The sequence below is a fragment of the Desulfoluna sp. CLI2B genome, from assembly GCF_056847375.1.
Map to the genome: position 1 here is coordinate 5,345,765 of NZ_CP186557.1, position 15,733 is coordinate 5,361,497.

Consider the following 15,733-nt stretch of genomic DNA (forward strand, 5'->3'; position numbering starts at 1 on the left):
TGCCCAGGCCATTGCAACCTTGAAAATTGCCAATGGGTCACACCAACGGTATGATGAGACGTAAAAGGTCCATGTGTCGGATGGTCACACAATAAAAGCGCAGGGATACGTGAGCCTTATGCAAAAAGTGCATTTCGGAAGTATTGCGGACTACCATACATTCTTCAACCTACCGGCCCCCGAGCACCCCATGCTCAGCGTGGTTACCTATGACGGCTCTGACGATGTGAGCCACCATGCATGCATTCCGTCGGAGCCCTTTGCCTTGTCCACGGATTTCTACTCCATCTCCCTGAAAACCCTTGTTTCCGGGGAGCTGCTCTACGGCCGAACCAAGTATGATTTCCAGAACGGAACCATGATCTTCACGGCTCCAAGGCAGGAGCTCGTCGCACGAAACCTTGTGGTCAGCTCACAAAGTGCCACCATCTGTTTTCATGAGGATTTCATCGAAGGACACGCGATACGAAACCGTATTAAAAATTGCAGTTTCTATACACAATTGAACGAGGCCCTCCACCCTCTCCCCAGGGAAGAGCTGCTGGTTCAGTCCATCTTCAAGGTCGTGGAAGCGGAGTATCAAAACAACCAGGATGAATTCAGCAAAGAGATCATCCTCTCCCAAATCGACACCCTGCTGAAATACGCAAGCCGATTCTACAAACGCCAGTTTATCCACAGGTCGGATCTGTCAGGAAAGCTCCTTCGAAAATTCGAGACCAAGGTTGCCAACTACTTTGAGTCCCATCGTTTCCTGGAGGAGGGCCCCCCGAAACCCGCTGACATTGCCAGGGAAATGAAGGTGTCCCCGCGTTATTTAAGCGACACCTTAAAGGTGGAAACGGGAAAAACAGCCAAGGAACTGATCCAGCTCGCCCTCATTGATGAGGCAAAGGACCTGTTGCTCGAGCCTCAGCGCACCGTATCGGAAACCGCGTATCAGTTGGGGTTCAAGTACCATGTTCCCGAATGTTTAAAAAGAAGGTTGGCATGACGCCCTCTGAGTTCAGAAAACAGTATGCCGTTCATTAGCCCAAGACGGCGCTTACCCACGGCCGATACCCTGTCCTTGCCACCTGCTGAAAGCAACGGGGTGATCGTCCGTCAGCCAACACGTCGAGTAGAAACGAGTCGTGTGATTGGCAAAATACGAGGAGCAAGGGGAAAATCCACACCTCAGGTGGTTAAGTTCCTCTACCAGGAATTTACACATATTTGAAAAATGGCTGTTCAAAAACAGAAGAGAAGCAATCAGTAATTTAGACAGTCTCTACAAAACTTTTCATCTCAAATGTTACCACTAAAGCCACATAAATTCTTCATAGAAATAAAATAGTTGATGAGCCTTGATCCTCTGTCATTAGTTAGTGTATTAAAGCTTTGCAATATCTCTTTTTATGTGATGTTCGCCTTTAAATTTATTTACTAATGACTGTTAATTAAGAGGTTTGAAATTGTCCAAGTTTTTTTTGAAAATTACGTTTTGTTTGTGTGTTGTGGGTTTAATATCAGGTTGTGGCGTAACTCACTATGTTAAAAAGGAAGGAACCCCTATTTCTGTAGCTGAAATACCTGCAGCAAGAAGTTTTCAGTATCTTCGCGGTGTAGCATCTGACTCAGTCCGACTCAAGGCATATCCAAATAATGTAAGTTGTTTAATTGTAGATTACAATGGCTCTGGAACTCTTAACTTATGCCTTGACGAAGTTCTTATGAAACAAATGATCATGGACCTTGAAAAAGCCATTTCTTCAGTTCACAGGCGGAAAAAGTCGAAATCACAAAGCATCTTGACTACTTAGACAATAGCATGACAGTAAGTTCTTATGGACTTGCGCTGAACTTTGCTTCTATTGATGAAGGGAAAATATGGGGCTTGGAGATGACATTTTCATACTATAATGCCATGTCCCAATCATCCTTAAGTACAAGCGGTAGTTCTCCAGTAGTTAAAATGATTTTACCAGAATCTTCGGTTAAGATGTTGTTGGATTATTTGAAAAATAGCTCAACATACTATGAAAAAGCTAAGAACAATCAAGATAAACTTAATATGTTCCAGTAGATCATTAGATTAAAAAGAGACCACAAACTTAATCTATTTTAGATGCATTAAAGTTCAGAGATGCGTGTTTTAAGATTCACCGTCTAAAAATCTCCGGCTTTCATATTTAGGCCAGCATGTTAACCAGAACATGCTGGCCTTTTTCTTTTTGACAAAACTTAAAATGCCAACCTTGTAAGGTTGTCGCCATCATCGTCATACACTCGCAACCGAAGACACATCCGAACTAAAAAAAAGACCAGAACCTTACTTCAGACTCTCAAGCCGCAAGGAATGAATCGATGCCATGCCACCCGTACAGAGGGATGAGTACATATACCGGCAGCCAAGACTTGCCCTGAAAGCCGTGGAATTGTCAAAGGGAAGCGAAAGGTATGATTGCGTAATTTGAGATGCAAGGGGAGAGAGCCTCCATTTTGCCCTCGGAAAGCCCCACGTTTGGACCAAATGTGGCTTCCAGGAGGTTTTGGAACCTCCAAAAACAAAAAAGCCCCAACAAGTCACCTTGTTGGGGCTTTATAAGCGATGGTGGCGGAGAAAGAGAGATTCGAACTCTCGATGGGCGTTAACCCATACGCCCTTAGCAGGGGCGCGCCTTCAGCCACTCGGCCATTTCTCCGCATCATTTGGCGGAGGAGGTAGGATTCGAACCCACGGAGCTTTGACACTCAACGGTTTTCAAGACCGCCGCCTTCGACCACTCGGCCACTCCTCCACTCAAATTCACTCGGACTAATTACCATTAGATCCGGCAGAGGTCAACAGCTTTGTTGGACTATTTCCCCCAAAGGGAAAACAGCCCGGAACCAGCCCCCAAAACCCCTGATCCCTTCTGTGTGTTGACATCGAAAGATTTTCGCTTATTATTATGAACTGATGACCCCCCGAGGGGCCCACCTGGGACCCCGGCGGGTTTTGCCTATCGCCGCGGCTAAAATGTCGGGGGAAGCCCCCGCAGATGGTAAGCCCGGCGTTTTTTCTGGGGCCAGCCCATACCCAAAGCAAGGGCCCCACCTTATATGATAAAGAGTCTGTACCTTCTGTCCCGACGGCACGCCGGGCGGAACAACCATTCGGAGATAAACCATGGATCAAAAGTACGTCGTTGACAAGGACCTTGAAGCAGGCACCCTGACCCTAAAGGAGATGGCCGAGACCGATGTGGGCAAATTCAGCGTTCTCCACCAGGAGAGCTTTCCCCTGGAGGTCGTGGAGGCTGCCCTGCCCGGGGGTGCCGACGCCCTCATCGCCATGTTCCGCAACCACGACTTCTTCCCCCCCGCCTTCTCCGCCAACACCCTGGCCGAGGGGATCCTCTCCATGTTCGGGGCAGACGAGAAAACCACCGTCAAAATCGCCTTTTGCGACAACGACGCCCTGGAAAGCGCCCAGGAAGAGCCCCAGGAGGCCCTGGTCACCGACGAAAAAGAGCTGGTGGAGATCGACAAGCTCTTAGACGACACCGACGAGACCAGCACCCCCGAAGTGGAGCCGTGATCCGATTTTAAAGAGAAAAAAGGGCCGGGACTTCCGCGGCCCTTTTTTTATGGGCACGCCCAAAGGGCCCCGCGCCTTGACTTGCGGGGGAAAACTATTTATTACATAATGTTCTTTTAAAATGGGGCTTTTGGCATGGCGTTTACGCCCGGCCGCACCCAAGCGCAAGGCCCCCTGAAAGCCGGGTGACCCCTTGGCGTGCCGAGCCGGCACCCGTATCGACATGAAAAAGGCTGCCCAGGGCAGCCCGCCCGCGCAGGACGACCCACCCCATGGCGACCTCAATTTCCAGACAAAAGGTGCGGCCACACGGTGTTTTGGCAAGCACGCCTCGGTTGTGTTGGGGTTTCCCCGGACCTTATGGCTGTGCCAGGCCGTCATGAACCCTAACGTAAAGCAGATCCGATGAAGCAGACAATAAAGACGTTGATCGAACAGGCCGCCCGTGCGGCTTTTGAAAAGGGGGCCTTGCCCTCCGATGCCTTCCCCCCCTTCACCGTGGAAGAGCCCAAGGTGGAGAGCCAGGGTGACTTTGCCACCAACATCGCCATGGTCATGGCCAAGGCCCAGAAGATGGCCCCCCGGAAAATCGCCGAGGCCCTGGTGGCCGAGATGGCCCTTGCCGGCAGCATCGTGGACAAGGTGGAGATTGCCGGCCCCGGCTTTATCAACCTCTTCCTGAACAAGGGCGCCTGGCTTGATGCCGTCACCCGCGTGGAAGACAAGGGCGACACCTACGGCGCCTCCACCCTGGGGGCGGGCAAAAAGGTAATGGTGGAGTTTGTCAGCGCCAACCCCACGGGCCCCTTGCATGTGGGCCACGGCCGCGGCGCAGCCGTGGGAGACAGCACGGCCCGCATTCTCTCTTTTGCAGGCTTTGATGTGGACAAGGAGTACTACATCAACGACTCCGGTCGCCAGATCCGCACCCTGGGCCTCTCCCTGTTCCTGCGCTACAAAGAGCTCTGCGGAAACCCCGTGGATTTTCCCGAGGACTGCTACCAGGGCGCCTACATCATCGACATGGCCCAAGGGGTCAAGGCCGACAAGGGCGACTCCCTTCTGGCGCTGCCCGAAGACGAGGCCGTGCTCCTCTGCGCCCGCCACGCCGCCTCCCTGATCCTGGAAGGCATCAAAACCGACCTGGAGGCCTTTGGCGTCCCCTTTGACTGCTGGTTCAGCGAGCAGAGCCTCTACGACAACGGCCTGGTTCCCGAGACCATCGAGACCCTCAAGGCCAAGGGCACCCTCTACGAAAACGACGGGGCCCTCTGGTTCAAGACCTCGGAGTACGGGGACGAAAAAGACCGCGTCGTGGTGCGAAGCAACGGGCAGACCACCTACTTTGCCTCGGACATCGCCTACCACATGAACAAGTTCGACCGCGGCTACCAGCGCCTCATCGATGTGTGGGGGGCCGACCACCACGGCTACATCCCCCGCATCAACGCCTCCATCACAGCCACCGGGCACAACAAGGACGATTTTGACGTCATCCTCGTCCAGCTGGTGAACCTTCTGCGCGGGGGCGAACCTCGCCAGCTGCTCCAGGCGGACTCGACGCCTCAAGGACGTGGCGCAGCCAGGTGGCGCTGCCCTGCTGCTTCATCTTCCTCTCCCGCCACTACGACAGCCCCCTGGATTTTGACCTGGAGCTGGCCAAGAAGAAGACCAACGACAACCCGGTCTTCTACGTGCAGTACGTCCACGCCCGCATCTCCAGCATCCTGGAAAAGGCCAGGGTAGAACGGGGCCTCACCGTGTCGGCCGCCCCCATGGAGAGCCTCACCCAGCCCGAGGAGATCGCCCTCATGAAGGCGATGCTCCGCTTCCCCGAGGTGGTGGAAACCGCGGCCAAGCTTATGGAGCCCCACCGCATCTCCTACTACCTCATGGACCTGGCCTCGGCCTTCCACAGCTACTACAACAAGCACAAGGTCCTCACCGACGACGCCGTGCTTTCTGCCGCCCGCCTGAGGCTGGTGGCCTCGGTGCGCCAGGTGATCAAGACCGGCCTGGCCCTTCTGGGTGTGTCGGCACCGGAGAAGATGTAACGTGACTTAAAGGCCCCGGCAGATGCCGGGGCCTTTTCGGACCAACAACCCTTGAGGGAACCATGGCAAACGCGGCAAAGGCAAAACCCAAAGCCCGCCCCCCCTTCATCACCCTGAGCAGCCGGGAGACCCTGGGCTGGAGCACGGCCCTTTTTCTCCTCTTCGGCTGGCTCTTCTTCCTGGGGGTGCTGGTGGGCCGAGGCAGCATCGAGGTGGAGCTCATCCCCACGGCGGTGCAGCGGGAGCTGGCCGTGATCCCGGACAAGCAGGCCATCCCCCAGCCCGACAAGGAGACGTTGCCCCCGGAGGCCGTCCCCCCGGATGTGCCCCTCTCCTTTTACACCGAGGTCAAGCAGAGCGAAGAGGCCATCACCAAATCCAGCCGGATGACCAAGGCCGACAAAACCGTGCTGGCCCCGGGACAGGCGGCGGTTCCCCTTGCGAGCCCCGCCCCCCCGAAGCCAAAGGCAACGGCAGTCAAGGCCCCCGCTCCGCCCCCTGCGGTGGTAGCACCGGCCCCGAAGAAAGCGTCGCCCTCCATGGCCCCGCCCACCTCCGGGTACACCATTCAGGTGGCGGCCCACATTAAGGAGACGGCCGCCGAGGCCGAGGCCCAAACCCTTCGCGAAAAAGGGCTCTCCGCTTACGTCATGGCGGCAAAAAACAGCAAGGGCCAGACCTGGTACCGGGTGCGCGTGGGGCATTTTACCCAGCGCGACCAGGCCAAAGAAGAGCTCACGCGCCTCGCCCGACTCAAACGCAAGGCCTATGTCGTCAAGCTGTAGAAAGGGCCGCGCGGCAACACCGATATGACAGGTCCGGCAAAGGGAGCTCCCTGCAGCCGGGCCGGACAAAGGAATCCGATATGAAGATCACGAAAGAAGAGGTCCTCTACGTGGCCAACCTGGCCCGACTCAACGTGGACGACAAAGACGTGGAGAAGCTGGCCGCAGAGATCGGGGACATTCTCTCCTATGTGGACACCCTGGAGAAAGCCGACACCGACGGCGTGGAGCCCACCACCCACGCCATCGACCTGACCAACGCCTTCAGGGAGGATGTGGTGCACACCCACCCCGGCGCGGAGGTGACCCTTGCCAACGCACCGGACAAGGAAGATGCGATGTTTGTGGTTCCCAAGGTGGTGGGTTAGATGAAAGGAGAGGCAATGTCACTGCAAGAGATGACCCTGACCGAAGCCCACGGGCTTCTTCGAGATAAAAAGGCAAGCTCCCGGGAACTCACCGAGGCCGTGCTCTCCCGCATCGAGGCCGTGGACGCAAAGGTGGGCGCTTACATCACCGTGGACAAAGAGGGCGCCTTAAAACAGGCCGACGAGGCCGACGCCCGCCTGGCAAACGGAGACGCCCACCCCTTAACCGGCCTGCCCGTGGGCCTGAAAGACCTGCTCTGCACCGAAGGGGTGAAGACCACCTGCGCCTCCAAGATGCTGGAAAACTTTGTGCCCACCTACGACGCCACGGTGGTCACCCGCCTCAAAGAGGCCGGAGCGGTCTTTCCCGGCAAGCTCAACATGGACGAGTTTGCCATGGGATCCACCACCGAGCACTCCGCCCTTCAGGCCACCCGCAACCCCTGGGACCTCACCCGCTTTCCCGGCGGCTCCAGCGGGGGCTCTGCCGCGGCCGTGGCCGCCGACCTCTGCCTGGCTTCCCTGGGCAGCGACACCGGGGGCTCCATCCGGCAGCCCGCCTCCCACTGCGGCATCGTGGGCATGAAACCCACCTACGGACGGGTCTCCCGCTACGGGCTGGTGGCCTTTGCCTCCTCGTTGGACCAGATCGGCCCCATGACCAAGACCGTGGAGGACTGCGCCTTGATGATGGAGGCCATCAGCGGCCATGACCCCAAGGATTCCACCTCCGTGCCGAAGGATTTCCGCCAGCTCATGAAGGAGGGGGAAGACAAGGGCCTCGCCGGCATGACCGTGGGCATCCCCGCCGAGTACTGGGAAGCCGACGGAGTGGACGCAGACGTCATGAAAGCGGTCACTGAAGCCAAGGCCACCCTGGAATCCCTGGGAGCGCGCTGCGTGCCCGTCTCCCTGCCCCACACCGAGTATGCCGTGGCCGCCTACTACGTCATCGCCCCGTCCGAGGCGAGCTCCAACCTCGCCCGCTACGACGGGATCCGCTACGGCATGAGCGAGCGCAACGACGAGGGCCTCCTCTCCATCTACAAGACCACCCGGTCCGAAGGCTTCGGGGACGAGGTAAAGCGCCGCATCATCATCGGCACCTACGCCCTCTCCTCGGGCTACTACGACGCTTACTACAAAAAAGCCTCCCAGGTGCGCACCCTCATCCTGGAAGACTTCAAAAAGGCCTTTTCCGCCTGCGATTTCATCATCTCGCCGGCAGCGCCCACGGCCGCAGGGATCATCGGCGAAGGCGCCGACGACCCCTTGAAGATGTACCTCTCGGACATCTTCACCCTCTCGGCCAACCTTGCCGGCATCCCAGGCATGAGCGTGCCCTGCGGGTTCACCGGCGACGGCCTTCCCGTGGGCCTTCAGCTCCTGGGGCGGCACTTTGACGAAGCCACCCTCCTCAAGGCAGCCTGGCACTTTGAGCGGGCCGCAGGCCTTGTGGGCAGGCGCCCGGCCCTTTAACCCCACACACCGGGGCCTTGAAGGGGCATGTTCCCCTTGCGGCCCCCAGCACCCCTTCCGGGAGGCGCCCATGTCTGTTGTCCCGCTTAGCGACCGAATGAAAAAGGCCCTCTCCTGGGCCGTGGAAGAGAAGAAGGACCATCCGGACAAAGGCCGCCTCGCCCTGGTGGACGAGGCCGGCATGCGGTTCAACCTCTCCCCTGCCGAGTCGGACACCCTGGCCCGGCTCCTGGCCGACGCCCCCCGGACGTAACCGAAACACCAAGGGGCGGCCCTTTCCCATGGGGCCCGCCCTTTTTATGGTGCCGGGCCCCCCGGCGCCTTCTGGAGCCCTCCTATGAGCAAGGTTCGCATCCTCCCGGATATCCTCTCCAACAAAATCGCCGCAGGCGAGGTGGTGGAACGGCCCGCCTCCGTGGTCAAGGAGCTGGTGGAAAACGCCCTGGACGCCAAGAGCCGCTCCATTTCCATCGATGTGGAAAAGGGAGGCAGGCGCCTCATCCGCGTGGCAGACGACGGCTGCGGCATGGCCGCCGACGACGCCATGCTCGCCATCGAGCGCTACGCCACCAGCAAGATTTACACGGACGAGGACCTCTTCAACATCTCCACCCTGGGCTTCCGCGGAGAGGCCCTGCCCAGCATCGCCTCGGTCTCCAAGTTCTCCCTCACCACCCGGGCCCAGGACCTGGACGTGGGCTGCACCGTGGAGATGGAAGGGGGCAAGGTGACCAAGGTCTCGGAAACCGGGGCCCCCAAAGGCACCCTCATCTCCGTGGCCCACCTCTTCTTCAACACCCCGGCCCGACGAAAATTCCTCAAAGGGGAGGGTACGGAGATGGGCCACATCGCCGACACGGTGTCGGCCATTGCCCTGGCCTGGCCCCAGGTGCGCTTTCGCCTCACCCACAACGGCAAGGCCGTCAAGAGCTGGCCGGCCACCGAGGAGCTGCGCCAGCGGGTGGAAGAGGTGCTGGGCCGCGACGTCCGGGGTCACCTGGCCGAGGTCTCCCTCACCCGGGGGGAGCTCACTGTCAGCGGGTTTGTCTCCTCCCCGGAAGTGACCCGCAGCACCACCCAGAAGATCTTTCTCTATGTCAACGGACGGCCTGTCAAAGACCGGGTGGTCCTCAACTCCCTGCTCTCGGGCTACAGGCCCCGCCTCATGAAGGGCCGCTTTCCCATGGGCATGCTCTCCATCACCCTGCCCTGCGACTGGGTGGACGTCAACGTGCACCCGGCCAAAAACGAGGTACGCTTTAGGGATGCCTCCTCCGTGGGGCTGGCCGTGGAAGACGGGGTCAAGGAGGCCCTGGCCCGGGCCGAAGCCGCCTCCCGGCAGTTCGGCAGCGGACGGCCCGCCGCAGGCTTTGCCCCGAGCGCCCCCCCCTCCATGCCCATGCCAAGGCGGGATGACCTCGACGTCCGGGTGGCCGAGCCCAGTGCCCTGTTTGTGGAAGAGCCCGCCGCCCCGGAGCTGTGCTCCCCCTGCTGCCGCCGGGAGGAGGCGGACGCCGAGCCCCTTTACGTTCCGGCAGAACCCACAGCCCCCACAGAGCCCCTCCCCCATGTCCCGGAAGAGGTGACGGAGCCCTCGGAACCCGCCCCCCTCCCCCCCACAGGGGACCACGCCGGGCAGTTCGCACACCTTCGGATCATCGGGCAGTACGCCGACACCTACATCCTCTGCGATGCCGGGGACGGCCTCATCCTCATCGACCAGCACGCCGCCCACGAACGGGTGGTGTTCGAGCAGCTCAAGGGCCAGGGGAGCGTTCTCTCCCAGCGCCTGCTGGTGCCTGAAACCGTGGAGCTGGGCTTTCGGGAGGCCGATGCCCTCACCGGCATCCTCGAGGAGCTGGCCCGATTCGGCCTGGAGGTGGAACCCTTCGGGGGCACCACCTTTGTGGTGAAATCCGTGCCCGCCATGCTGGCTGCCGACGGCATGGCCCGGCTCATCAGCGAAATCGCCGAAAACATGGTGCGCATGGGCCAGCGGGACACCCTGGAGCGCTGCCTGGACGAGTGCCTCATCCTCATGGCCTGCCACGGGGCCATCCGGGCGGGCCAGGCCCTCTCCACCAAAGAGGTCCACCGCCTCCTCACCGAGCTGGACGCCTGCCGGGACCCGTCCTTCTGCCCCCACGGCCGCCCCACCTGGATCCGCTGGAGCACCGGGAGCCTGGAACGCGCTTTCAAGCGATAGCCCCACCGCCAAAACAAAAAAAGGGGCCTGCACCGCCACTCTCTCATCGCGGTACAGGCCCCTCTTGGAGTCGATTGTCCTTATTTTGTCATGTGCTACAGCCGCATGACGCTTTTTGCAGCACACCCTCGATCGCTCTCTTCAAGCTCAAAGGAGACCCTCTCCCCCTCCGACAGGGTACGGAACCCCGGCATGTCGATGGAGCTATGGTGAACAAACACGTCGGATCCATCTTCCCGTTCAATGAACCCGTACCCCTTCTTGTCGCTGAACCATTTTACTGTTCCTTCTGCCAAAACACCTTCCTCCTTGTTATGGTTGACTCACGACGCTTTCGGCCAGAACTCCAAAAGCGCTTTTTTATCTATCCCGCCTGCCGAAATATACCAGGGGACCCGTAAACAAAGCGATCCACCATGATATCGGCAAGGGGAATGTGTATGCGGTGTCGGTGGTTGGAAGTGGTATCAAACAAGCTATCTTGAAAAGAGGCGCTGGGCGACAGCTACCCGCGATGTTCAGCATGAAGACTGATGGCCGGGTGTCGTGAACGTTTGCTCCGAAATCGCATGCTGCGGATACGACAAAGGGGCCTTGCTTTTGAGGAGGGGGGGCACCCTTCAGTTTATTTCGGGAAATCAGAATCTATAGAAATTGTCTTGTGGTCGTGTGCGAATCTCGGGTATTCCTCTTTACGCTACTTTTATGTGTCTTTAACATGGGTTACCGATCTTAATCAAGCAAAAAATCTCAAAAAGTCAATACGGCATAGCAATGGGCGATATAGAAACACATCATATTGATATGGATTTGCCAATTTTTGCCATATGTTGTTGTTTTTCATGGTTTGCGAAATGACCATTCTATTTCGCGAAAAAAGAGGAAAACGGAGAATTTCCAATGAAGCCATCCCTTGGATCCCCCGGAGCCCAGCCCCCGGCCATAAACGGCCAGGGGCATTGAAAAACGGGCTTATCCGGCGGCGATGATCTCCTCCAGGGCCCCTTCGATCTCGGAACGGATAACCCCCAGCCGCTCTTCGCTCAGGGCTTCAAAACGCAGCACCAGGGCGGGCTGGGTGTTGGAGGCTCGCACCAGCCCCCAGCCGTCGTCGTAGAGCACCCGGGCCCCGTCCACATCGATGACGGTGTGGGAGGCCACAAACCGGTCTTTCAGTTTCCCGGCAATGGAGAACTTCACCTCATCGGGGCACTCGCGACGAATCTCCGGGGTGGTGTAGGTCTTGGGCAGATCGGAAAGAAGGGTGGAGAGGGGCTTGCCCTGGTCGGCCACGATCTCCAGGAGGCGCAGGGTGGCGTAGAGGGCGTCGTCGTAGCCGAAGTAGCGGTCGGCAAAGAAGATGTGGCCGCTCATCTCACCGGCCAGCTCGGCCTTGGTCTCCTTCATCTTCTGCTTGATGAGGGAATGGCCGGTCTTCCACATGATGGCGTTGCCGCCCCTGGCGCGGATATCGTCGTACATCACCTGGGAGCACTTCACCTCGGAGATAAAGGTGGCACCGGGCTTTCTGCCCAGGATCTCCCGGGCAAACAGCACCATGAGCTGGTCCCCGTAGATGATGGCCCCGGTTTCGTCCACCACGCCGATGCGGTCGCCGTCCCCGTCGTAGCCGATGCCCAGGTCGAGCTTCTTCTCCCGGACCAGCTCCACAAGATCGGAGAGGTTGGCGAGCACCGTGGGGTCGGCCTCATGGTTGGGAAAAGTGCCGTCCATCTCGCAGTAAAGGGGGTGCACCTCCAGATCAAACCGGTCCAAAAGGGGCAGGGCGATGGGGCCGGCAGATCCGTTGCCCGCGTCCACCCCCACCTTCAGGGGACGGGAGAGGGAGACCCGCTCGGAGAGCTCTTTAAGGTAAGGGGTCAGGATGTCAATGGCCTGACGCGTGCCCTCCCCATGGGCAAAGTCTTCGGCATCGATGAGATCCCGAAGGGCCAGGATCTCCTTGCCGTGGATGGAGTCGGTGCCGCAGCAGAGCTTAAAGCCGTTGTACTCGGGCGGGTTGTGGCTGGCCGTGACCATCACGCCCCCTTCCAGGCCCAGGTGATGGATGGAAAAGTAGAGAACGGGCGTGGCGCAGTACCCCAGCTCCGTCACGTCGCAGCCCGTTGAGAGCAGCCCTTGGATCACCTCCTCGGTGTAGAGATCGGAGGTGGTCCGGCAATCCTTGCCCACGGCGACCCGGGTCTTGCCCTTCCCCTTGAGGTAGGTCCCCACGGCCTTGCCGATGCGCCGGGCGTCGTCTTCGTTAAAGTCCTCACCAGCCACACCACGGATATCGTATTCTCTGAAAATAGTCGGGTTCATGGTCACTCCTCAAGCAATGGTTGTGCGTTGGTCATGAAAAAAATCAGGTGAAAGGGGCCTGCCGGGTCACCATCCCACCACCAGGGCGGCAACCCCCACAACAAGACAATAGGGGGCAAACACGTGAAGCTTTCCCCTCCCCACGATGTAGACAAGAAAGCGAAGGGCCAGATAGCCTGTGACGGCGGCCATGGCCGTGCCGGAAAGGATCACCCACCAGGGTGGCAGAACCGTGGACGAAATGTCCAGGATCGCCAGCAGGCTGGCTCCGACGATGGCCGGAATGGACAGGAGAAAGGAGAAGCGGGCGGCCCGCTCCCGGCTTCCTCCCATGAAAAGGGCCAGGGCAATGGTGGAGCCGGAGCGCGAAAGGCCCGGCAGCACGGCCATGCCCTGGATCAGGCCGATGAGAAGGGCTTTGGGCAGGGTGATCTTCCGGTCCCCCTCCATGGGAATCAGGGCCGTGGCTGACAGGAGCAGGGCGGTGATGCAGAGCATCCCCCCCACAACCAGCAGGGAGGAGAAGATGACGTGGGAGTGCTCCTTGATGATCACCCCCAGCACCGCCGTGGGAACGCTCCCGGCCAGAATCAGGCCTACCATGGCAAGCTCAGAGCGCTCTTCAGGGGAGAGGTCCCCCAGCTTTCCCCGGCAGGCCACGGCAGCCAGTATCGCCTGGCCGAGGGCCGCGATATCCCGGCGAAAAAAGAAGCACACCGCCCCCAGGGTGCCTAAGTGCAGGCAGATATCGAAGAAGAGTTCCGGCTCCTCAAGGCCGAAAAAGCGCTGAAACAGAACGAGGTGACCGGAGCTGCTCACCGGAAGAAACTCGGTGAGCCCTTGAATAAACCCTAAAAAAAGCGAATGAAAAAGTCCCAAAGCCATGCCTTTTGATCTGGCCCCCTGCCCTTATGACCAGACAGTGGGTGCGATTAACACGTATGGAGTCCCCTTCGTCTCCCCCACACCGATGGGAAACAGACCCCGGGAGACTCCCCTTCCATGGGCCGTCGGCCCTAAAATGTCGCCACCACCTCGCCGGTGGTGTCCGTGCTGTAGCCCCCCAGGGCCAGGACGCGCGTTTTAAATCGTTGGGAACGGATGGTGGCCAGAAGGGCCGTCACCATGGGGGTATCGAGGTAGTCGTTGTCGATGAGCAGGTCGTACTGTTCCGTCACCACGGGAATAAAATCAAGATCCAGGGCCCGGGCGGCGGCATAGATGCCGAGGCCGGCATCGGCGGTTCCAGAGAGAACGGCCACAGCCACAGACATGTGTGTATACTCATCCCGAGTATAGCCGTCAATCAATTTATCATCAATTCCCAATGTTTTAAGGCGATAATCCAGGAGGATACGGGTGCCGGAGCCCCCCTGCCGGTTGACAAACCGGACACCGTCAACGGTGAGGTCCTCCATGCCGCGGATCCCCTTGGGATTTCCCTTGGCCACCATGAGACCCTGCTCGCGGGTGACCAGGTTCACCAGGGTGAGGCGGCGATCCGGCAGGTAGGTCTCCACATAGGAGCGGTTGTAGCTGCCGTCGGAGGGATCCAGAAGGTGAATACCCGCCAGGTGGCAGGTGCGGCGCTTCAGGGCCATGAGCCCCCCCATGCTCCCCACATGGCTGGAGGAGATGCGCACGTCCCCTGCATCCCGCCGGATCTCGTCGGCCAGAAGGTCCAGGGTGTTGTCGTGGCTCCCCACCACCACCAGGGTGCGCCCCACGGCCGAGGCGGGCCGCAGCAGCTCGCAGGCCACGTCGGTGCCTGCGGCAAGCCCCTCCACATGGGCCGGAATCCGTATGATGCCGTCGGCCTCGGTGATACTGGTCAGGGTCCCTGCCCCCCCGGCGATGGGGGTGGCGATGACCCGCTCCCCCACCCGGCCGAGCTTCACCCGGAGAAACTCCTCCACCCCCAGCTTGGAGGCCACCTTGCGGGAGGGTGAGGCCGACAGGGTGGGCTTGGCCTCAAAGGAGCGCCCTGCCAGGGAGGCCAGCAGGGGCGAAAGGCACTGTTCAAAGGCAACAATGGCCGACACCGGATACCCCGGCATGCCGAACACCGGCACCCCTTTCACCTCCCCTGCCAGCACGGGCTTGCCCGGCATGATGGTGACCCCGTGAAAGAGAAGGCGCCCCAGGCCGGTCACCACGGTGCGGGCGTAATCCGCAGAGCCCGCCGACGAGCCCCCGATGATCACGATGGCATCGACCCCGTCCTCGGCCGCCTTGGCCACGCAGGCGGAGATGGCGTCGGGGTCGTCTTCGATGATGGGGTGGGCCAGGGCCTCGCCCCCGTCTTTCTCCACCATGGCGGCCAGCATGTGGGAGTTGGACTCAAAGATGCGCCCCGGCTCCGGGGTGGCCATGCCTTCCCGGTCAAGGGCCACCAGCTCTGAGCCCGTGGGGATGATGAGCACCCGGGGCCGTTCGTGCACGGCCACCGTAAAGATGCCTGCGGTGATCAAGGCCCCCACGCAGTACGGGGTGACCAGGTGGCCCGTGGGGAAAAGAAGCTCGGTGGCAACGATGTCCTCTCCCATCTTTCGGACGTATTGAAAGGGGTAGGCCGGGGCCTCGATCTCCATCTCGGTATCGGAGACAGGGTTGACGGCCTCGATCATGATCACGGCATCGCACCCTTCGGGCAGGCGATGCCCGGTGTTGACGGGAAAGGCGCTCTCCCCCACCACCAGGGTCCGGGGACGGCCTTCCGAGGCGCCGTAGGTGGCCTCGGCCAGCACGGCGATGCCGTCCATGGCCGCGGCGTGGTACCCCGGGGAAGAGGCCCTTGCAAACACCGGCTCGGCCAGAACGCGGCCTGCGGCCCGGGCCGAGGGGATCGTGACCGTCGGCATGCGCCGAGAGCCAAAGTGGTGCGCAATCCGTTGCTGCGCCTCGTCAAGGGAGATCATGTCAAGGTAGACGTTTCTGTCCATGGGGATATGCCC

At 59.8% G+C, this 15,733-nt stretch carries 14 protein-coding genes and 2 tRNA genes; 10 read left to right on the forward strand and 6 right to left on the reverse strand.

Annotated elements, in window-relative coordinates:
* Positions 1-118 precede the first annotated feature (118 nt).
* A complete protein-coding gene (locus ACOYW2_RS24935; RefSeq protein WP_482768323.1) occupies positions 119-994 on the forward strand; it encodes a helix-turn-helix domain-containing protein in 876 nt (291 codons plus the stop codon).
* Between the two features lie 816 nt (positions 995-1,810).
* Entirely contained in the window at positions 1,811-2,065 is a 255-nt protein-coding gene (locus ACOYW2_RS24940) for a hypothetical protein (protein ID WP_482420433.1), read from the forward strand.
* 529 nt (positions 2,066-2,594) lie between these two features.
* Here the strand turns inward: ACOYW2_RS24940 and ACOYW2_RS24945 are convergent.
* Together ACOYW2_RS24945 and ACOYW2_RS24950 are read right to left on the reverse strand one after the other, a co-directional pair.
* Positions 2,595-2,684 (reverse strand) — tRNA-Ser (locus ACOYW2_RS24945).
* A gap of 8 nt (positions 2,685-2,692) precedes the next feature.
* Positions 2,693-2,780: transfer RNA gene (locus ACOYW2_RS24950), tRNA-Ser, on the reverse strand.
* 371 nt (positions 2,781-3,151) lie between these two features.
* Here ACOYW2_RS24950 and ACOYW2_RS24955 point away from each other — a divergent pair.
* The 8 genes from ACOYW2_RS24955 to mutL all read left to right on the forward strand — a co-directional run bounded on the left by ACOYW2_RS24955 (position 3,152) and on the right by mutL (position 10,454).
* Positions 3,152-3,562, forward strand: a complete 411-nt coding sequence (locus ACOYW2_RS24955; protein ID WP_482418516.1) for a hypothetical protein — start codon at positions 3,152-3,154, stop codon at positions 3,560-3,562.
* A gap of 405 nt (positions 3,563-3,967) precedes the next feature.
* The gene (gene argS, locus ACOYW2_RS24960) at positions 3,968-5,308 is read left to right on the forward strand and encodes an arginine--tRNA ligase (protein WP_482768324.1); all 1,341 of its coding nucleotides are present in this window, start codon (positions 3,968-3,970) and stop codon (positions 5,306-5,308) included.
* Complete coding sequence (locus ACOYW2_RS24965; RefSeq protein ID WP_482768325.1) at positions 5,257-5,616, forward strand: DALR anticodon-binding domain-containing protein; 360 nt, start codon at positions 5,257-5,259, stop codon at positions 5,614-5,616. The genes argS and ACOYW2_RS24965 overlap by 52 nt, the downstream gene beginning before the upstream one ends.
* A 62-nt stretch (positions 5,617-5,678) precedes the next feature.
* Complete coding sequence (locus tag ACOYW2_RS24970; RefSeq protein WP_482420435.1) at positions 5,679-6,401, forward strand: SPOR domain-containing protein; 723 nt, start codon at positions 5,679-5,681, stop codon at positions 6,399-6,401.
* 80 nt (positions 6,402-6,481) lie between these two features.
* Complete coding sequence (gatC, locus tag ACOYW2_RS24975) at positions 6,482-6,769, forward strand: Asp-tRNA(Asn)/Glu-tRNA(Gln) amidotransferase subunit GatC (RefSeq protein WP_482420436.1); 288 nt, start codon at positions 6,482-6,484, stop codon at positions 6,767-6,769.
* Between the two features lie 15 nt (positions 6,770-6,784).
* Positions 6,785-8,248: an Asp-tRNA(Asn)/Glu-tRNA(Gln) amidotransferase subunit GatA gene (gene gatA / locus ACOYW2_RS24980; RefSeq protein ID WP_482768326.1), complete on the forward strand. Its 1,464-nt coding sequence runs from the start codon at positions 6,785-6,787 to the stop codon at positions 8,246-8,248.
* A 70-nt stretch (positions 8,249-8,318) separates the two neighbouring features.
* Positions 8,319-8,501: a hypothetical protein gene (locus ACOYW2_RS24985; RefSeq protein ID WP_482418521.1), complete on the forward strand. Its 183-nt coding sequence runs from the start codon at positions 8,319-8,321 to the stop codon at positions 8,499-8,501.
* A gap of 84 nt (positions 8,502-8,585) precedes the next feature.
* Positions 8,586-10,454, forward strand: coding sequence for a DNA mismatch repair endonuclease MutL (mutL, locus tag ACOYW2_RS24990; RefSeq protein ID WP_482768327.1), 1,869 nt, complete (start codon positions 8,586-8,588; stop codon positions 10,452-10,454).
* A 95-nt stretch (positions 10,455-10,549) separates the two neighbouring features.
* On the opposite strand, the gene ACOYW2_RS24995 is transcribed toward mutL, so the two are convergent.
* The 4 genes from ACOYW2_RS24995 to ACOYW2_RS25010 all read right to left on the reverse strand — a co-directional run bounded on the left by ACOYW2_RS24995 (position 10,550) and on the right by ACOYW2_RS25010 (position 15,721).
* A complete protein-coding gene (locus ACOYW2_RS24995; RefSeq protein ID WP_092215676.1) occupies positions 10,550-10,750 on the reverse strand; it encodes a cold-shock protein in 201 nt (66 codons plus the stop codon).
* 676 nt (positions 10,751-11,426) lie between these two features.
* Complete coding sequence (locus tag ACOYW2_RS25000) at positions 11,427-12,779, reverse strand: phosphomannomutase/phosphoglucomutase (protein WP_482768328.1); 1,353 nt, start codon at positions 12,777-12,779, stop codon at positions 11,427-11,429.
* Positions 12,780-12,845: 66 nt separating this feature from the next.
* A complete protein-coding gene (locus ACOYW2_RS25005; protein ID WP_482418524.1) occupies positions 12,846-13,664 on the reverse strand; it encodes an undecaprenyl-diphosphate phosphatase in 819 nt (272 codons plus the stop codon).
* A gap of 131 nt (positions 13,665-13,795) precedes the next feature.
* Positions 13,796-15,721 carry a molybdopterin biosynthesis protein gene (locus ACOYW2_RS25010; RefSeq protein WP_482768329.1) on the reverse strand — a complete coding sequence of 642 codons (1,926 nt, stop codon included), beginning with the start codon at positions 15,719-15,721 and terminating at the stop codon, positions 13,796-13,798.
* Positions 15,722-15,733 lie beyond the last annotated feature (12 nt).